Origin of the sequence: Niallia sp. FSL R7-0271, from assembly GCF_038005785.1 — a bacterium.
GTDB lineage: Bacteria > Bacillota > Bacilli > Bacillales > Cytobacillaceae > Niallia.
Genome location: NZ_JBBOTZ010000001.1, coordinates 609,806 through 626,866 on the forward strand (window position 1 = coordinate 609,806; position 17,061 = coordinate 626,866).

General features: G+C 39.9%; 17 protein-coding genes and 1 rRNA gene. 13 read left to right on the forward strand and 5 right to left on the reverse strand.

Translation table 11 applies throughout. From position 1 onward, the window contains the following. Positions 1–23 precede the first annotated feature (23 nt). Positions 24–1,004, reverse strand: a complete 981-nt coding sequence (locus MKX82_RS03115) for a metal-dependent hydrolase (RefSeq protein WP_233316384.1) — start codon at positions 1,002–1,004, stop codon at positions 24–26. Positions 1,005–1,272: 268 nt separating this feature from the next. Between MKX82_RS03115 and mutY the strand changes: the two genes are divergently transcribed. Beyond that, positions 1,273–2,361 (forward strand): A/G-specific adenine glycosylase, encoded by a 1,089-nt coding sequence (gene mutY / locus MKX82_RS03120; protein WP_341074957.1) that lies wholly within the window; start codon positions 1,273–1,275, stop codon positions 2,359–2,361. A 39-nt stretch (positions 2,362–2,400) separates the two neighbouring features. Here the strand turns inward: mutY and MKX82_RS03125 are convergent, their stop codons facing one another. Further along, a complete protein-coding gene (locus MKX82_RS03125) occupies positions 2,401–2,625 on the reverse strand; it encodes a hypothetical protein (RefSeq protein ID WP_233316386.1) in 225 nt (74 codons plus the stop codon). Positions 2,626–2,741: 116 nt separating this feature from the next. Here MKX82_RS03125 and fabL point away from each other — a divergent pair, with 116 nt between their 5' ends. After that, positions 2,742–3,485, forward strand: a complete 744-nt coding sequence (gene fabL / locus MKX82_RS03130) for an enoyl-[acyl-carrier-protein] reductase FabL (RefSeq protein WP_233316387.1) — start codon at positions 2,742–2,744, stop codon at positions 3,483–3,485. A 28-nt stretch (positions 3,486–3,513) separates the two neighbouring features. Here fabL and MKX82_RS03135 read toward each other — a convergent pair whose 3' ends face one another. Beyond that, positions 3,514–4,128, reverse strand: coding sequence for a TetR/AcrR family transcriptional regulator (locus tag MKX82_RS03135; protein ID WP_341074959.1), 615 nt, complete (start codon positions 4,126–4,128; stop codon positions 3,514–3,516). Between the two features lie 186 nt (positions 4,129–4,314). Here MKX82_RS03135 and MKX82_RS03140 point away from each other — a divergent pair, with 186 nt between their 5' ends. The 6 genes from MKX82_RS03140 (at position 4,315) to MKX82_RS03165 (ending at position 9,448) form a co-directional block, all read left to right on the forward strand. After that, complete coding sequence (locus MKX82_RS03140; RefSeq protein WP_233316389.1) at positions 4,315–5,052, forward strand: SDR family NAD(P)-dependent oxidoreductase; 738 nt, start codon at positions 4,315–4,317, stop codon at positions 5,050–5,052. A 39-nt stretch (positions 5,053–5,091) separates the two neighbouring features. Beyond that, positions 5,092–5,877, forward strand: coding sequence for an SDR family oxidoreductase (locus tag MKX82_RS03145; protein ID WP_341074961.1), 786 nt, complete (start codon positions 5,092–5,094; stop codon positions 5,875–5,877). A gap of 242 nt (positions 5,878–6,119) precedes the next feature. After that, positions 6,120–6,296: a gamma-type small acid-soluble spore protein gene (locus tag MKX82_RS03150; RefSeq protein ID WP_233316391.1), complete on the forward strand. Its 177-nt coding sequence runs from the start codon at positions 6,120–6,122 to the stop codon at positions 6,294–6,296. Positions 6,297–6,576: 280 nt separating this feature from the next. Next, complete coding sequence (locus MKX82_RS03155) at positions 6,577–6,837, forward strand: YgaB family protein (protein WP_233316392.1); 261 nt, start codon at positions 6,577–6,579, stop codon at positions 6,835–6,837. A 185-nt stretch (positions 6,838–7,022) separates the two neighbouring features. Further along, entirely contained in the window at positions 7,023–7,553 is a 531-nt protein-coding gene (gene ntdP / locus MKX82_RS03160) for a nucleoside tri-diphosphate phosphatase (protein WP_233316393.1), read from the forward strand. 146 nt (positions 7,554–7,699) lie between these two features. Then, the gene (locus MKX82_RS03165) at positions 7,700–9,448 is read left to right on the forward strand and encodes an ABC transporter ATP-binding protein (protein WP_282581419.1); all 1,749 of its coding nucleotides are present in this window, start codon (positions 7,700–7,702) and stop codon (positions 9,446–9,448) included. 42 nt (positions 9,449–9,490) lie between these two features. Here MKX82_RS03165 and MKX82_RS03170 read toward each other — a convergent pair whose 3' ends face one another. Together MKX82_RS03170 and MKX82_RS03175 are read right to left on the reverse strand one after the other, a co-directional pair. After that, positions 9,491–10,579 carry an FUSC family protein gene (locus tag MKX82_RS03170; RefSeq protein WP_233316394.1) on the reverse strand — a complete coding sequence of 363 codons (1,089 nt, stop codon included), beginning with the start codon at positions 10,577–10,579 and terminating at the stop codon, positions 9,491–9,493. Between the two features lie 300 nt (positions 10,580–10,879). Further along, positions 10,880–12,178, reverse strand: a complete 1,299-nt coding sequence (locus tag MKX82_RS03175) for a glutamate-1-semialdehyde 2,1-aminomutase (protein WP_237940726.1) — start codon at positions 12,176–12,178, stop codon at positions 10,880–10,882. A gap of 176 nt (positions 12,179–12,354) precedes the next feature. On the opposite strand from MKX82_RS03175, the gene MKX82_RS03180 reads away from it, so the two are divergent. The 5 genes from MKX82_RS03180 to MKX82_RS03200 all read left to right on the forward strand — a co-directional run bounded on the left by MKX82_RS03180 (position 12,355) and on the right by MKX82_RS03200 (position 17,023). Continuing rightward, positions 12,355–12,765 carry an ion channel gene (locus MKX82_RS03180; RefSeq protein WP_233316396.1) on the forward strand — a complete coding sequence of 137 codons (411 nt, stop codon included), beginning with the start codon at positions 12,355–12,357 and terminating at the stop codon, positions 12,763–12,765. A 71-nt stretch (positions 12,766–12,836) separates the two neighbouring features. Next, positions 12,837–13,301, forward strand: a complete 465-nt coding sequence (gene bcp, locus MKX82_RS03185) for a thioredoxin-dependent thiol peroxidase (RefSeq protein ID WP_237942232.1) — start codon at positions 12,837–12,839, stop codon at positions 13,299–13,301. Positions 13,302–13,636: 335 nt separating this feature from the next. After that, a complete protein-coding gene (gene perR, locus MKX82_RS03190) occupies positions 13,637–14,080 on the forward strand; it encodes a peroxide-responsive transcriptional repressor PerR (protein WP_245399835.1) in 444 nt (147 codons plus the stop codon). Between the two features lie 217 nt (positions 14,081–14,297). After that, positions 14,298–15,173: a nucleotidyltransferase-like protein gene (locus tag MKX82_RS03195; RefSeq protein WP_233316423.1), complete on the forward strand. Its 876-nt coding sequence runs from the start codon at positions 14,298–14,300 to the stop codon at positions 15,171–15,173. Positions 15,174–15,474: 301 nt separating this feature from the next. Beyond that, positions 15,475–17,023, forward strand: a 16S ribosomal RNA gene (locus MKX82_RS03200). Positions 17,024–17,061: the final 38 nt, after the last annotated feature.

The window sequence follows — 17,061 nt, forward strand, 5'->3', positions numbered from 1 at the left end:
GCTGGATTTTTTGTGCAAGCAGATTAGTTTGTTATTATGTCAAGTTTCTTCTGAAGCTTCTCTTCACTAAATATCCAGCCTGTGTACGAGGAAATGATGTTCAGATTTGTATCGAGATGGACGACAGCGACAAATGGATAATGCCCATTGCTGCGGTAGCGCAAATCAATAAATCGGACCTGATATTGATCCTCTAGCTCTGTAACTTCCCAGCGATATACTGGGGAGAAGGAAAGAAAAGCAGACAGGTTGCTGTCTGTTTTTGCTGCTTCCAGCACAGGTGTGGATGGAATGGCAATCCGCTTAAATTGGTCATAAATTTCAATTTTATAGTTATGTGCTCTGCCGACATAAAAATACTCATCTGTCATTACGGCGACACGCCAATGGCCATATCTCATCGTTGGAGACAGGATGATAGTGTTTGCATCAGGTATGACTTCTTTTACTTTATGCTTCACCCTTCTTTGGGCCAGATAGCGGAGTATATAGTAAAAAAACAACACGATATATAACACGAGGAAAGTATATCCAGGTGGTGCTCCGAAAGCCCAAATAAACAGACCAACTACGTGCAAAGCAAAAATAATTGGATCAAATGTATTGATGAAACCGAGTGCTACCCATTTAGAAGAAAATGGTCTTAAAGCTTGTGTCCCATATGCATTGAAAATGTCGACGAATACATGGAGGAACACGGCAATAAATGTCCACATCCATAAATGGAGCAAGTTAGCTTCAGGAAAAAACGGATATAAAACAGCTACAATTATTAGCGGCCATAGTACCACAGCAGGAACTGAATGAGTTATACCTCTGTGATTACGAATATATACTGCGTTATTTCTTAGTTTTAATATAGTATCGACATCAGGAGCTTGAGAACCGGCTAATGTTGCAATCATCACGCTTATTGTTGTCGCATGGCTTCCTGCAACTGCTGGATCAAGAGTCGCCAAGCCTCCTAGCGCTAATCCCATTACTACATGTGTCCCAGTATCCAAAAATAAATTACCTCCCTGATTTTGCATAAGCAATTAATGGATAATGCTCTAATAATTTCTATAAAAAATAGCTTTATTTTTTTTATCAGTAAAGATACACTTTGATTTTAGACTAACTGAAAAAATTATCTCTGTTTACTTTGTGAAAGAGAAACATTATCTATACCTTATCATTGGGATTGTTTTCATAAAAGCCCAAAATGGGTTAGAAGAACACATTTTATGTTATTCCCCATTTCACAAAATATTAACATGGTGGAGGGTAAAAGTGAAAGAAGAAGGAAAAAGCCAATTGGACATACAGCAATTTAGAGATGACTTACTTAATTGGTTCATAGCAGAACAGCGTGACCTTCCTTGGCGCAAGGACAAGGATCCATATAAGGTTTGGGTTTCAGAAATCATGCTTCAGCAGACGAAGGTGGATACTGTTATTCCATATTTTAACCGGTTTATTGAACTGTTTCCGTCCATTAATGCATTGTCAGATGCAGAAGAGGAGAAAGTGCTCAAGGCTTGGGAAGGACTTGGATATTATTCTCGTGCTAGGAACTTACATAGTGCTGTGAAGGAAGTACGAGAAAAGTATGGTGGTGTTGTTCCGGATACTCCAGCAGAAATAGCAACATTGCGCGGAGTGGGCCCATATACTGCCGGTGCGATTCTCAGCATTGCCTACGGTGTACCAGAACCAGCCGTAGATGGAAATGTGATGCGGGTTTTATCGAGAATTCTGTCGATATGGGAAGATATCGCTAAGCCAAAAACACGAAAAACCTTTGAGGAAGCTGTGAGGATGTTAATATCTCATGAAAATCCGTCCTATTTTAACCAAGCATTGATGGAGCTAGGAGCACTTATTTGCACACCAACATCTCCTTCCTGTCTATTATGTCCTGTCCGTGAGCACTGCCAGGCTTTTATGGATGGCACACAAGGTGAATTACCAGTAAAGACAAAGAGTAAAAAACAGAAGACAGTTCAGCTAGCTGCAGTCATATTAGCAGATGAAAATGGCAGAACCTTAATTCACAAACGCCCAGATAAAGGATTGCTTGCCAACCTTTGGGAGTTTCCTAATATGGAAATAGTGCAGACACTTACAAGTGAAGCAGAGCAGTTAAAGGCAGAGATGTTGAGCAGATATGGAGCAACTATTGAAGTGGAGGAAAGCATCACAAGGATTGAACATGTTTTCTCACACCTTATTTGGCAGATTACGGTATATAAAGGGAAGCTTATCAAGCTTGAAGAAGAAACAAACACATTAAAAAGAGTGAATGCCAAGGAAATTGAACCATATCCTTTTCCGGTATCACATCAGAAAATGCTCAAATTTATCCCTGAAGCAGAATAAAAATGCCTGTCCCTTATTTTGGGAGAGGCATTTTTTATTTTAATCATAGCTGACTTCTGTGCCATGGGTCCAATCGGCTTCCTGCCTTTTCAGCCCGCCGCGATTTTCGATTTCCTCGATAATTTTTCTATGGATAGAGACACCTTCCACATTCAAGTATTGGGTCATTTGCTGCAAGGAATGATGAAAGTAGGCGAGTTCGCTGTCTTTCCATTCAGATTTATCAATCATTGCCAGTTCAGTCATATCTCTGCCGACATACATATAAGCACCTTCTTTCCCTTATTATCTATAAGTATTGTGTTGTTGTTGATTGCGAACTATGCATGGAACAGGTAAAATGTGAAGCGAAATAATGACGGAAGGGATTGGTAAAAAGGATGGAAAATAAAGTAGCTTTAATTACAGGCAGTTCTAGAGGGATTGGAAAAGCAACAGCACTGAAGCTCGCAGCAGCTGGTTATGATATCGTTATAAATTATGCAAGAAGCAAAAAGGCTGCAGAGGAAACGGCAGAGGAAATCAGAGCACTCGGCAGAAAGGCTCTTATAGTAAGGGCGAATGTCGGCGATGTGGACAAGATTAAAGCGATGTTTACTGAAATAAAGGAGGAATTTGGCAGACTGGATGTATTTATTAACAATGCCGCATCTGGAGTGCTGAGACCAATTATGGAGCTTGAGGAATCACATTGGGATTGGACGATGAATATAAACAGCAAGGCGCTGCTGTTTTGTGCGCAAGAGGCAGCAAGGCTAATGGAAGACGGCGGGAAAATTGTCAGCATCAGCTCATTAGGATCCATCCGATATTTAGAGAACTATACAACAGTAGGTGTGAGCAAGGCGGCAATGGAGGCATTGACAAGGTATTTAGCTGTTGAACTGTCACCAATGAATATTGTAGTTAATGCTGTTTCTGGTGGAGCGATTGATACAGAGGCATTAAAGTCATTCCCAAACAGGGAAGAGCTGTTAAATCATTCTGCAGAAAGAACGCCTGCAGGCAGAATTGTAGAAATAGATGATATGGTGAATGCTGTCATGTTTTTAGTTAGCGATGATGCAAGCATGATAAGAGGGCAGACAATTATTGTCGATGGAGGAATCTCTTTATTAGTATAAGGAAAAGGACCGGGGCTTCCGGTCCTTTCTAATGTTTATGAGCTAATTTGCCAATAAACTCAAACGATTGAATATGAGTCTTGGATAGTTCAATTACTTCTTTGATGAATTCTTCTTGTGATTCCTTGAAGCCGTCCCGAATCCAATTTAATATTAGCCCGTAGAAGCCGTAAGCCGTATAGCGTTTAAAATAATCCATGTTAACAGGGATATGGTTAATTGTATCAAAGATGAATTGCTCTTTATAGATTTTCAAAATAGTCTGCGGGAAGTTAGTATGTAATCTTGGTAATGTATCTTCATACTTTATCAGCTCAAAAAAATTACGGTTTTTGTATATGTAAGCAACAATACTGAAAGACTGCGGATTAAGCTTTTCTGTATAAAATTTATGGCCATGCATGTATGGTTTGCCGACTGCTGCTTCTAAACCTTCCAGCTTTGAAACAAGCAAATCTTCTGCCAGTTCTATTTTATCAGGGTAGTGAATGTAAAAGGTGCTGCGGTTATAGGAGGCATGGTCCACAATGTTTTTAACTGTGACAGCGTGATAGCCTTTTTCTTTTATAAGTTCTATTAATGCTTGCTTCAGATGTTCTCTCGTCCGGTTTTGCCGATTTGTTGCCGGATGTTCCTGATCCATGAAAAAAACCTCCCTGAAAATAGACAGATTTATCGCAAGTGTCTAACTAATAGTCACTTAATGATATCTTAATGATTGTTAATTGTGAACAAAAGAGTAAAATTTAATTTGTAATTAAGCATATTCATCAAATAGTCTAGTACTTTTTATAGGAATATGTAAGCATATTTTTTAGGGGGATTTACAATGGGAAAATTACAAGATAAGGTTGCAGTTATTACAGGCGGCGCGTCTGGTATTGGCGCAGCAACAGCACGTTTATTTGTCTCAGAAGGTGCTAAAGTTGTGCTTGTAGACCTAAATGAAGAAAAAGGAAAGGCCTTCGAGTCAGAATTGAAAGCGCTTAACGCTGGAGCTCTGTTCGTTAAAGCTAATATTACAAGTGAAGATGAGGTTGCTAATATCTTCAAGCAAACGATAGATGCATTTGGCAAAGTTGATATTGTTTTCAACAATGCAGGTATTGGCCGTGTTCAGCCTTCACATGAATTGGACTATTCCGAATGGCGCCAAACAGTAAATGTAGATTTAGATGGTGTTTTCTTAGTGGCACGTGAAGCTATCCGCGAAATGTTGAAAGCTGGAGGAGGCACGATCGTCAATACAGCTTCCATGTACGGATGGGTTGGTTCACCAGGTTCTGCTGCCTATAATGCGGCAAAAGGTGGCGTTGTTAACTTAACTCGCTCTCTTGCATTAGAATATGCAGAACAAAATATACGTGTAAATGCGCTTTGCCCTGGATTTATTGATACACCAATCATTCCAGAAGAAAGCAAATTAGCACTCGCTGCAGCAACACCTGTAAAACGTCTCGGCAAAGCAGAAGAAATGGCAAAAGCTGTCTTGTTCCTAGCTTCTGATGATTCTTCTTATATGACAGGGAACAGCTTGATAGTAGACGGCGGTTATACTGCACAATAATTCAATTACGGCTTAAACATGAAAAGGGGGAAGAGGACGATGAAAAATCGTTTTGATGGCAAAGTTGTGTTAATTACAGGCGCTGGCTCTGGCTTAGGACAGGCTTCCGCTCTGCAAATTGCGAAAGAAGGAGCTAAGCTGTCCCTTGTGGATTTAAATACTGCTTCTTTAGAAGAAACAAAAAAACAAGTGCTTGCAACAACACCAGAAGCAGAAGTTTTGCTTATTACAGCAAATGTAGCCGATGAGAAGGCAGTTGAAAGCTATGTAAACGAAACGGTTGCTAAATTCGGCAAAATTGACAGCTTTTTCAATAATGCTGGTATTGAAGGTAAACAGGATCTTACGGAAGATTTCGGTCTAGACGAGTTCCAAAAAGTCGTTAGCATAAACTTAAATGGTGTATTTTATGGCTTGAAATACGTATTGAAAGTTATGAGAGAACAAGGCTTTGGGTCTGTTGTTAATACTGCATCTGTAGGTGGAATCCGCGGTGTTGGAAACCAATCCGGCTATGCAGCAAGCAAACACGGCGTTGTCGGCTTAACTCGCAACTCAGGAATTGAGTACGGCCAATATGGAGTCAGCATTAAAGCGATCGCGCCAGGTGCAATTATGACACCAATGGTAGAAGGATCATTAAAGCAAATCGACCCAGACAACTGGGAAGAGGTCGGCAAACAATTTGTTGAACCAAACCCAATGAAGCGTTTCGGAAAACCAGAGGAAGTTGGCTACTTAGTTGCATTCCTGCTGTCTGATCAAGCTAACTTCATCAATGCGACTGTTATTCCAATTGACGGCGGACAGTCCTACAAATATTAATATTAAGATATAAGCTTCCATTTTCGCTTGCGACTGTTTTCCAGCTAAGTTTCAATAGCCCCCCAGGTTAACAGCTTTACTATGGAATAATTGCAAAAGATTTAACAGCTTAATTAGGGTCTTAGCAGAATTTAAAGCACGAGTTAATCTCGTGCTTTTTTATATGGATTTTATTGAAATTAAAAAAATAATGGATAGAACTTCTGCATCCGGGACAAATTATATTCGTGGAGGTGATAGTAATGGCTAAAAAAGCAGGTAGCACACAAACTGGTACTAACATCCAAGAAGTAAAACAACAAAACGCTTCAGTAACTTCTGGTCAACAATTCGGTACAGAATTCGCTAGCGAAACTGACGTACAAGAAGTAAAAAGACAAAACGCTCAAGCAGAGCAAAACAAATCTAAAAACTCATAATTATAGCTAAAAGATGAAGGCACTTTTCTTAGAGGAAAGTGTCTTCTCTTATTTCTCCTAAAAAAATCCTCGTATACTCCTAATGGAAAGTTCGACAAAACCTCTTGTTAGTCTACAGAAGTAGTCAAAGGAAATAGGGACTTGAAGTGGAAATAATCAACAGAGCAAAAAAACACCAAAATTTAAAAGTCAGCAGTGAAGAGGGAATAGTAGAATATCTTTTTTAAAATGAGAGGTAATTAAATCCTTGCTAAAAATATGAATTAGGATGTGTATGTTCATGAACGTGTTCAATGGATTAGTAGGAGAACAGATGAAGATTATGGAAAAGCTGCTGTACTTGCAAAGTGAGCTGGAGCGGTGTGAGGAAATAGAGGCACAATTGCAGCAATTGCAAAAGGAAACAGAGCTGAAGGAAGTGCAGGTTGAGATCCTGAATATGGAGATGGAGCTGAAAGAGATTCAGCGAATATTTGAAATGCAGACAGAAAAAGTTATCAAGGTTTACCAGCAAAACGAAATGAATTTAAGCTCCATTTGATAGGTAACATTAAATATTTCTTATCCCTTCTGCAATTTCAATGGTTCTTTTGTTTTAAATTTTTCTATTAACCGTTATAATAATAGAAAAAAGAGGAATTGTTCTTTGTTGCCTTGATTGGGAATTAGAATATTTAAATGTAAGTAGGTTGCAAAGCGTCCGCAAAATGAAAGTAGGGGAGAATAATGGGCGTACCTATCGAGGGTGAACCAATACAAATTCATAGCTACAAACATAATGGGCACATCCATCGAATCTGGGACGAAACAACGATACTTAAAGGGACGCAAAATTTAATAATAGGCGGTAACGATCGGACAATTGTTACAGAATCAGACGGCAGAACATGGGTCACCCGTGAACCGGCAATATGCTATTTTCATTCCCAATACTGGTTTAATGTAATTGGAATGATAAGGGAAGACGGAATCCATTATTATTGTAACCTTAGTTCGCCATTTATTTATGATGGAGAAGCAGTGAAGTATATTGATTATGATTTGGATATTAAAATTTTTCCAGATATGACTTTCAACCTCCTTGATGAGGACGAGTATGAGCGTCACCGTGCGGAAATGAAGTATCCAGATGCGATTGACCGTATCTTGAAATCGCATGTTAATCAATTGATTCAGTGGATACGCCAAAGAAAAGGTCCCTTTGCACCAGATTTTATTGATTTATGGTATGAAAGGTATTTAACGTACAGAAGTTAATAAATAAGGAGGAATAGCTTGTTGAGAGTTCAGCAAGCTTTTTCTTTTGTTTTGATTTGTGCTAGTGGTAAAATAACATCTTGTTTGGAAGCTTTGTTCTAATTACTTATTTACATAACAACTTTGGAAAGGAAAGAGGAGAGAATGTGGACAGTATTAAAAGATATTTGCATTTCGTAAAACCTTACCGAATGCAAATTATAGGAACTATCATCATTGGTATCATCAAATTCGCTATTCCTTTGCTCATTCCGCTTTTGCTTAAATTTGTCGTTGATGACATTATTAACGCAACAGACTTGGATAAACAAGAGAGAATAACAAGCCTTTTGAAGATGATGGGTATAATGTTAATCATCTTTGTCATCATTAGGCCGCCTGTTGAATATTACCGCCAATACTTTGCCCAGTGGACGTCGAATAAAATACTTTATGACATTCGTGATCAGCTGTTTTCTCATTTACAGAAACTGAGCTTGAAGTATTATTCAAATACAAGGGCAGGGGAGGTTATCTCCCGCGTAATTAATGATGTGGAGCAAACGAAGAACTTTATCCTGACTGGCCTGATGAACTTATGGCTTGATGGTGTTACCATCTTAATTACGATCGGAATAATGCTGACGATGAATGTGAAGCTGACGATTATCTCGATTATTCTTTTGCCGTTTTATGCGTTATCTATCAGACATTTCTTCGGAAACTTACGTACGCTGACAAGAGAGAGATCGCAGGCTTTAGCAGGAGTGCAAAGCTTCTTGCATGAAAGAGTGCAGGGAATCTCGGTCATCAAAAGTTTTGCAACAGAAGATCATGAACAAAAACACTTTAAAAAATATAATAGTGCATTCTTGGAAAAGGCAACAGATCACACACGCTGGAATGCAAAAGCATTTGCTGTGGTTAATACGATTACGGATATTTCACCATTAATCGTAATTGCCTATTCAGGCTATCAAGTAATCAGCGGTCAGCTGTCTTTAGGGGCTATGGTAGCTTTCTTTGCATACATTGAAAGGCTGTATAATCCGCTGAGACGAATGGTGAACTCTTCCACTACACTGACACAGTCAATCGCATCAATGGATCGTGTTTTTGAGCTGATAGATGAAAAGTACGATATTCAAGATAAGGAGACAGCTGTCCCATGTGTGGATGTTAAAGGGGATATTAGTTTTCAGAATGTCGATTTTGCCTACGATCAAAAGGATGACCGTGTCTTAAAAAATATCACTTTAAATATAAAGCAAGGAGAAACAATTGCTTTTGTAGGGATGAGCGGCGGCGGTAAATCATCACTGATCAGTCTGATTCCGCGCTTTTATGATGTTACTGGCGGCAGTATTCTTCTTGACGGAAAAGATATCCGCGATTTTCAAGTAAGAACCTTAAGGGATAAAATCGGGATGGTTCTCCAAGAAAATATTCTATTCAGTGAATCAATCAGAGAGAATATTATGATAGGAAAGCCAGATGCAACAGAGGAAGAAGTAATCGAAGCAGCAAAGGCTGCTAACGCACATGACTTCATCATGCAGCTCCCAGATAAATATGAAACAAAGGTTGGCGAAAGAGGAGTAAAGCTAAGCGGCGGACAAAAGCAGCGTGTTGCCATTGCCCGTGTATTCTTAAAGAATCCGCCAATTCTCATTTTGGATGAAGCTACGTCTGCTCTTGATTTGGAAAGTGAGCAATCTATTCAAGAAGCGATTGAGAAACTGGCAAAGGAAAGGACGACATTAATTGTTGCCCATAGACTTTCGACCATCACTCATGCAGACCGCATTGTCTTAATTAACAATGGGGAAATTGTTGAGGATGGCAGCCATGAACAGCTGATGAAGCTTCAAGGTCATTACTTTAATCTGTTTCAAATACAGCAGCTTGGAGTATAAATAAAAGAAAGGATGTCCTTGAATCAAGGACATCCTTTCTTTTTATTCTTCTATCTTAACTTCCGGTTCATGCTTATGATGTACTTGAATCGTGGTGATTAGTGTATCTAAATGCTCCACATTTTCATCATATTCAATGATTGCAGAAATGATTTGCATTGCATGGTACTGCACCATTTCCTCGTCGTGTTCACATATACGCTCATCAACTGTTTCACGGTAGTGGTTGATAAGCTGGTAGAATAGTTCCTTCCTGTCAAGGGTGATATTCCCTTCCTCAAAGGTGACATTCGGTTTCACTTTACCAATGAACTTCAGCATCACATGCTCATGATGATGGATCAGACAATCAAGCTGCTGCTGGATGATATTTTGAAAATTCTCCGGCAATGATTTAAGCTCATTTTCAAAACGGTGCAATTTCTTTAAAGTATGGAATGATCTTTTAAGCGTGTTAATCATTTGCCTGTATATAACAAGCTTTCTCGCTTTAAGAGGCGTATTCCTCTTAAAATAGTTTCTTTCTTCTTTATACATTAAGTACAACTGGTCTATTTTAATAATCCGGTCAGAAATCTTGTCGATATCATTCTTTAGTAGACTATGTTCAGATGCATGCCTAATATTCAGGCGTATCCACTTTGTAACTTCTTCACTAATATCAGAAATGCTGTTATACAGCTTGTTTTCATATTTTGGAGGCAAAAATACGAGATTTACGATAAACGCTGATAGAATCCCCAGCATTATAGTTGAAAATCGTATAATCGCAAATGTAATAAAGTCATCTGTCGTCGTTTCCATAATTGCAATCAACGTTACTGTTGACAAAATGATTGTTTTTTCTAGTTTAAGCTTTAAATTAATCGTAATTACAATTACCGCGGCAAGACCAATGATAAAGATATTGTTGCCGAAGCTGAGTACGAAAACAACAGCGATAATTGCGCCTATAATATTACCTTGTATTTGCTCTATAATAGATAAGTAAGATCGATAAATAGTAGGCTGTATCGCAAAGATTGCGGAAATTCCTGCGAATACAGGTGTTGGCACTTGCAGTGTTTGGGCAAGCAGCAACGCTAAAACGATGGCGATTCCTGTCTTAAGAATGCGCGCTCCTAAAGTCATATAGAAATAATCCTCTCTCATACATTTTAAGTAGCCTAGTATATCTATACTTTAAACAAATTATAGAAAAACTAAACAATAATGTACTATACAGTGATTGACTGTTAACATCAATAGTCATTTAATGATTATATGATTTTTTCATGAAAAATTAATGAAATGTAATGCTGCGGAATATGCTTTGTTGGATTTTAGCAGGTTGCAAAAGTTTTTACAGGAGAATTTAAACGTTGTATCATGCAGATTTATGTGATTTATAAAACAGAGAGCAATATAACTGCTCTCTGTTTTAGATGGTTTTTATAGTTCTTTCGCCAATGCTTCAAAAGCATTGTTGACAGCATGGATTGTTGCCTCAATATCCTCTTGGGTATGAGCAATGGTAATAAACCATGCTTCATATTTTGAAGGTGCAAGCATAACACCTTGTTCTACCATTAACTTAAAGAATTTACCGAATAATTCACCATCAGTGTTTTCGGCCTGCTCATAATTCATAACCTTTTCGTTCGTGAAGTAAATAGTAAGTGCGCCTTTTAGACGGTTAATAGTAATCGGCACCTTATGCAATGCAGCCGCATCAGCAATCCCTTTTTCAAGCAAAGCACCCAATCTATCCAAGTGCTCATATACGCCTTTTTGTTTCAGCACTTCAAGGCAGGCAATTCCTGAAAGCACAGAAGCAGGATTTCCGGCGTGTGTACCAGCTTGGTATGCGGGTCCAATCGGTGCCACTTTGTCCATAATTTCCTTTTTGCCTCCATAAGCTCCGATTGGAAGACCTCCGCCGATGATTTTCCCTAATGCTGTTAAATCTGGCTTTACTCCTAGTAAATCCTGGGCACCGCCGTATGTAAAGCGGAAGGCAGTGATTACTTCATCATAAATGACAAGAGCTCCAGCATTATGGGTATATTCGTTAATTAATTCAAGGAAACCTTCAACAGGCTCGACAATACCGAAGTTACCGACTATTGGCTCGACAAGGACGGCAGCAATTTCTGGTCCCCATTTCTCAATTGCATCCTTGAAGGCATCGATATCATTGAAAGGAACAGTGATAACATCAGCGGCAATCACAGCAGGTACGCCAGCTGAATCTGGTGTGCCCAGTGTAGATGGACCTGAACCTGCTGCAACAAGGACAGGATCGGAGTGGCCGTGATAACAGCCTGCGAATTTAATAACCTTGTTTCTGCCAGTATAGGCACGTGCCACCCTGATCGTTGTCATGACCGCCTCTGTTCCAGAGTTCATGAATCTGACTTTCTCCATAGAGGGAATAGCTTCTTGAAGCATTTTAGCGAATGTCACCTCATGCGGTGTCGGTGTCCCGTACAAAACGCCACTTTCTGCTGCTCGAGTGATAGCTTTTGTTATATGGGGATGAGCATGTCCTGTAATGATTGGGCCGTATGCTGCCAAATAATCAATGTACTGGTTTCCATCCACATCGAAGAAATAGGCTCCTTGTCCTCTTTCCATAGCGACAGGAGCTCCGCCGCCAACTGCTTTATACGAACGAGAAGGGCTGTTGACTCCCCCGACGATTACTTTAAGTGCTTCCTCATGTAATCTCTCAGAATTATTATGTTGCATGATATTCCTCCTAAATCTTCTATCATTATTAAATGATGTTCATCATAATTTTAGCACTTTTTTTCAGAAGATAAACGATAAAGCTATTGTAAGTACTACTTTGCCTGATGCTCTGGTCTTTATGTAGAAAGACAAGCATACATTTTTAAAAAGAAAAGCAGATAAGGGGGAGGAACGTGTTTTTTTATTTTCTGTTAGCTATGATTATTTTTTTTATCATGATGAGCTTGCGAACATTGTTCGTTCCTTATCGTCTGAAAGAAAAATGGGTTTCTTTTGAGAACTTTATATACTTATTCTTTGTTTATATCACCATTATGATAGGATTTGGTTTAATCTACACACTCCTTCAGCTCAACGGGGTAGAGGTCTACAATGAAAGTGAACAAATGTATGACTCTTCCCTGCATTTTATAGATATGCTTCAAACAGGGATATATTTCAGTGGCATCACTCTTTTTTCAGTCGGCTTCGGCGACTTGGCGCCAATCGGGTTTGGAAGATTGATTGTAGTAATAGAAGCACTTATCGGCTATACAATTCCTGCGGCATTTGTGGCAAGAGCAGTTCTTGATATGGACAGCTAAAAGGGATGTAAGTTGAAAAAAAATGCTCCTTTCGCTAGGCTATTATTAATAATAGTAATGGAGGAAGAATGATGAGTGTGATTATAGGAGAGAAAGCACCTGATTTTACATTAGAAGCAAATAATGGAGAGACAGTTAAATTGTCAGATTTTATTGGGAAAAATGTTGTTTTATACTTTTATCCGAAAGATATGACACCTGGATGTACAACAGAAGCGTGTGATTTCAGAGACAGCCATGCTATCTTCGAAGAGCTTGAGGCAGTTGTCCTTGGAGTAAGTCCTGATCCTGTCAATAAACACAGAAAGTTTATTGAAAAACACGGCTTGCCGTTCCTGCTTCTTGCAGATGAAGATCATCAAGTAGCAGAAAGCTACGAAGTCTGGAAGCTGAAGAAAAACTTCGGGAAGGAATATATGGGTATTGAACGTTCCACCTTTCTTATCGACAGAGAGGGTAGACTTGTCCGTGAATGGCGAAAGGTCAAAGTGGCCGGTCATGTAGAGGAGATTGCTGAAGAACTGAAAAAACGATAAGCTTTTCTAGCCTAATTTATTACGGCTGAGGCTTTTGTCCATTCCAATATACAAGTTGTGAATACATTATATTAGGGCATACCTCCTCAGATATATGTTGCAGACCACGATGGTTGGTCTGCCTTTTTTTATTTAGGAAGATAAGAGCATTATATATGGCCAATCGAATATAATAAGAAGTATAGAAAAAGAATCATTCTAGTTTTAGACAAATGATAACACAATATCAGTCTGATTTACGTCTATTCCGCCATTCTTATTGACAAAAGCATGATTTTGTTAGTACACTAATTATAAACATTATAAAATAAGAATACTTTTTAGAAATGGGGTGCATGTCTGTGGAACATAATGAGTTACAGGAAGCTCTTGATAAACTAAAAGAAACAGGAGTGCGCATTACCCCGCAGCGTCATGCGATACTTGAATATTTAATAAGCTCAATGTCACATCCGACTGCCGATGAAATTTACAAAGCACTGGAAGGCAAATTTCCAAATATGAGTGTGGCCACTGTTTATAATAATTTAAGAGTGTTTAAAGAAGTGAGTCTTGTAAAGGAATTGACATATGGTGATTCTTCAAGCCGCTTTGATTTTATCACTTCCCATCATTACCATATCATATGTAAGGATTGCGGGAAGATAGTGGATTTCCATTATCCTGGACTGGATGAGGTAGAACAATTCGCCAGTCATGTCTCAGGTTTTAAAATCAGTCATCACCGCTTAGAAATTTATGGAACATGTCCTGAATGTGCAAAAAACGAAGCGCACTAAGCAAGTATAAAGAGGATGTCTCTTTTTGAAATTGCCCACCAAATGCCGGCGGGGGATTTAAAAAATGATGACTCCTCTTTTTGTCTTTTATGTGCTCATTAGAAAAACGTATCATAAAGTTTGCCGGGGATTATTGTCCGATTTAGTGAAAGGCAGGAATTTTAGAACAATATATCGAAAGTATAATTAACGAATTTTTTATGATGGGGGAGCAATGATGGAAGACATTCTTCGTCCGATTTATCAAGAAAGAGCGAGCCAAGCGAACACACTTGGCGTTCTGATGATAGAAAAAAGACAAAAAGAAATGACGGTAACAGATACATTTGACTCGGTGATGCTAATCATCGTAAAAGAGGCGGAAAAGCCAATTTTCATTAAGCATTATACGTATACAGATAAAAAGGCAGCACTTCATGTCATCACAGAGACTCAGTTGAAAAAATGGATCCTGCTTGGGACAAATAAAAAAATCTTTGAATGGCTGTACAATGGGAGAGTTATATTTGACCGCAATGAGTTTGTCTCGCAGCTCAAAAGTGAGTTAAAGGATTTTCCTGTCTCTGAAAGAAAGCGGAAGATGGGTGTGGAGTTTGCCAAGCTTATCAGAAGATATATGGATGGAAAGGCATTTTTTGAGAACAAACATTATCTTGATGCATATAATGATGTCGTTCACTCCTTGCATCATTTAGCAAGGCTTGCGGTCATCGAAAACGGGTTTCACCCCGAGGTGACTGTTTGGAGTCAGGTTAAACAGATTGAACCAGAGATTTATAAATTATATGTTGAATTGATTAACAGTGAAGAGCCTTTGGAAAAAAGACTTGAATTGTTGTTTTTGGCAAGCGAGTTCCTCATCCATTCAAAGACAAAAATGAGCATTCAGCATATTTCAGATATACTGGAGGAGAAAGAGTATTGGTCATTTAATGATCTTATGGAGAATGAAGAGCTTTTTCTTGTATATTCTGTTGATTTAGGAATGCTTGTTGAATATTTAATTGAAAAACATTTTATTGAAGTGGTGGATGTGGAAACGAAAAGTCCTAAGGTTTATCACCGCTATTATAAGGTTTCGAAAAAAGATTAAAGTTTTTTTAGAAAAAGTATTGACGCTAACTAAATAACTTGTTATATTTATATCCGTCGCTAAAACAACACAAAATGTTGCTGAAACGGCGGAAAAGTTTTTTTAAAAAACAGTTGACACAAAAAACGTCAAATGTTATATTAAGAAAGTCGCTTCTGGAAGAATGAGGAAGCAGACGAGATTGCTCTTTGAAAACTGAACAAACAAAACGTCAACAATAATCGTTTTTATAACTTGCGTTATAAAGATGAAAACAAAGTAACAAAAAGCTAGAGTTTAGCAAATGAGCTAATCTTACTCTTTATCGGAGAGTTTGATCCTGGCTCAGGACGAACGCTGGCGGCGTGCCTAATACATGCAAGTCGAGCGGACTTAAAAAGCTTGCTTTTTAAGTTAGCGGCGGACGGGTGAGTAACACGTGGGCAACCTGCCTGTAAGACTGGGATAACTTCGGGAAACCGGAGCTAATACCGGATAATCCTTTTCTACTCATGTAGAAAAGCTGAAAGACGGTTTACGCTGTCACTTACAGATGGGCCCGCGGCGCATTAGCTAGTTGGTGAGGTAACGGCTCACCAAGGCGACGATGCGTAGCCGACCTGAGAGGGTGATCGGCCACACTGGGACTGAGACACGGCCCAGACTCCTACGGGAGGCAGCAGTAGGGAATCTTCCGCAATGGACGAAAGTCTGACGGAGCAACGCCGCGTGAGTGATGAAGGTTTTCGGATCGTAAAACTCTGTTGTTAGGGAAGAACAAGTACGAGAGTAACTGCTCGTACCTTGACGGTACCTAACCAGAAAGCCACGGCTAACTACGTGCCAGCAGCCGCGGTAATACGTAGGTGGCAAGCGTTGTCCGGAATTATTGGGCGTAAAGCGCGCGCAGGCGGTCCTTTAAGTCTGATGTGAAAGCCCACGGCTCAACCGTGGAGGGTCATTGGAAACTGGGGGACTTGAGTGCAGAAGAGAAGAGTGGAATTCCACGTGTAGCGGTGAAATGCGTAGAGATGTGGAGGAACACCAGTGGCGAAGGCGACTCTTTGGTCTGTAACTGACGCTGAGGCGCGAAAGCGTGGGGAGCAAACAGGATTAGATACCCTGGTAGTCCACGCCGTAAACGATGAGTGCTAAGTGTTAGAGGGTTTCCGCCCTTTAGTGCTGCAGCAAACGCATTAAGCACTCCGCCTGGGGAGTACGGCCGCAAGGCTGAAACTCAAAGGAATTGACGGGGGCCCGCACAAGCGGTGGAGCATGTGGTTTAATTCGAAGCAACGCGAAGAACCTTACCAGGTCTTGACATCTCCTGACAATCCTAGAGATAGGACGTTCCCCTTCGGGGGACAGGATGACAGGTGGTGCATGGTTGTCGTCAGCTCGTGTCGTGAGATGTTGGGTTAAGTCCCGCAACGAGCGCAACCCTTGATCTTAGTTGCCAGCATTTAGTTGGGCACTCTAAGGTGACTGCCGGTGACAAACCGGAGGAAGGTGGGGATGACGTCAAATCATCATGCCCCTTATGACCTGGGCTACACACGTGCTACAATGGATGGTACAAAGGGCAGCAAAACCGCGAGGTCGAGCCAATCCCATAAAACCATTCTCAGTTCGGATTGTAGGCTGCAACTCGCCTACATGAAGCTGGAATCGCTAGTAATCGCGGATCAGCATGCCGCGGTGAATACGTTCCCGGGCCTTGTACACACCGCCCGTCACACCACGAGAGTTTGTAACACCCGAAGTCGGTGGGGTAACCTTTTAGGAGCCAGCCGCCTAAGGTGGGATAGATGATTGGGGTGAAGTCGTAACAAGGTAGCCGTATCGGAAGGTGCGGCTGGATCACCTCCTTTCTAAGGAAAAATGGAATTCGTTCCATTCACAGATTGTT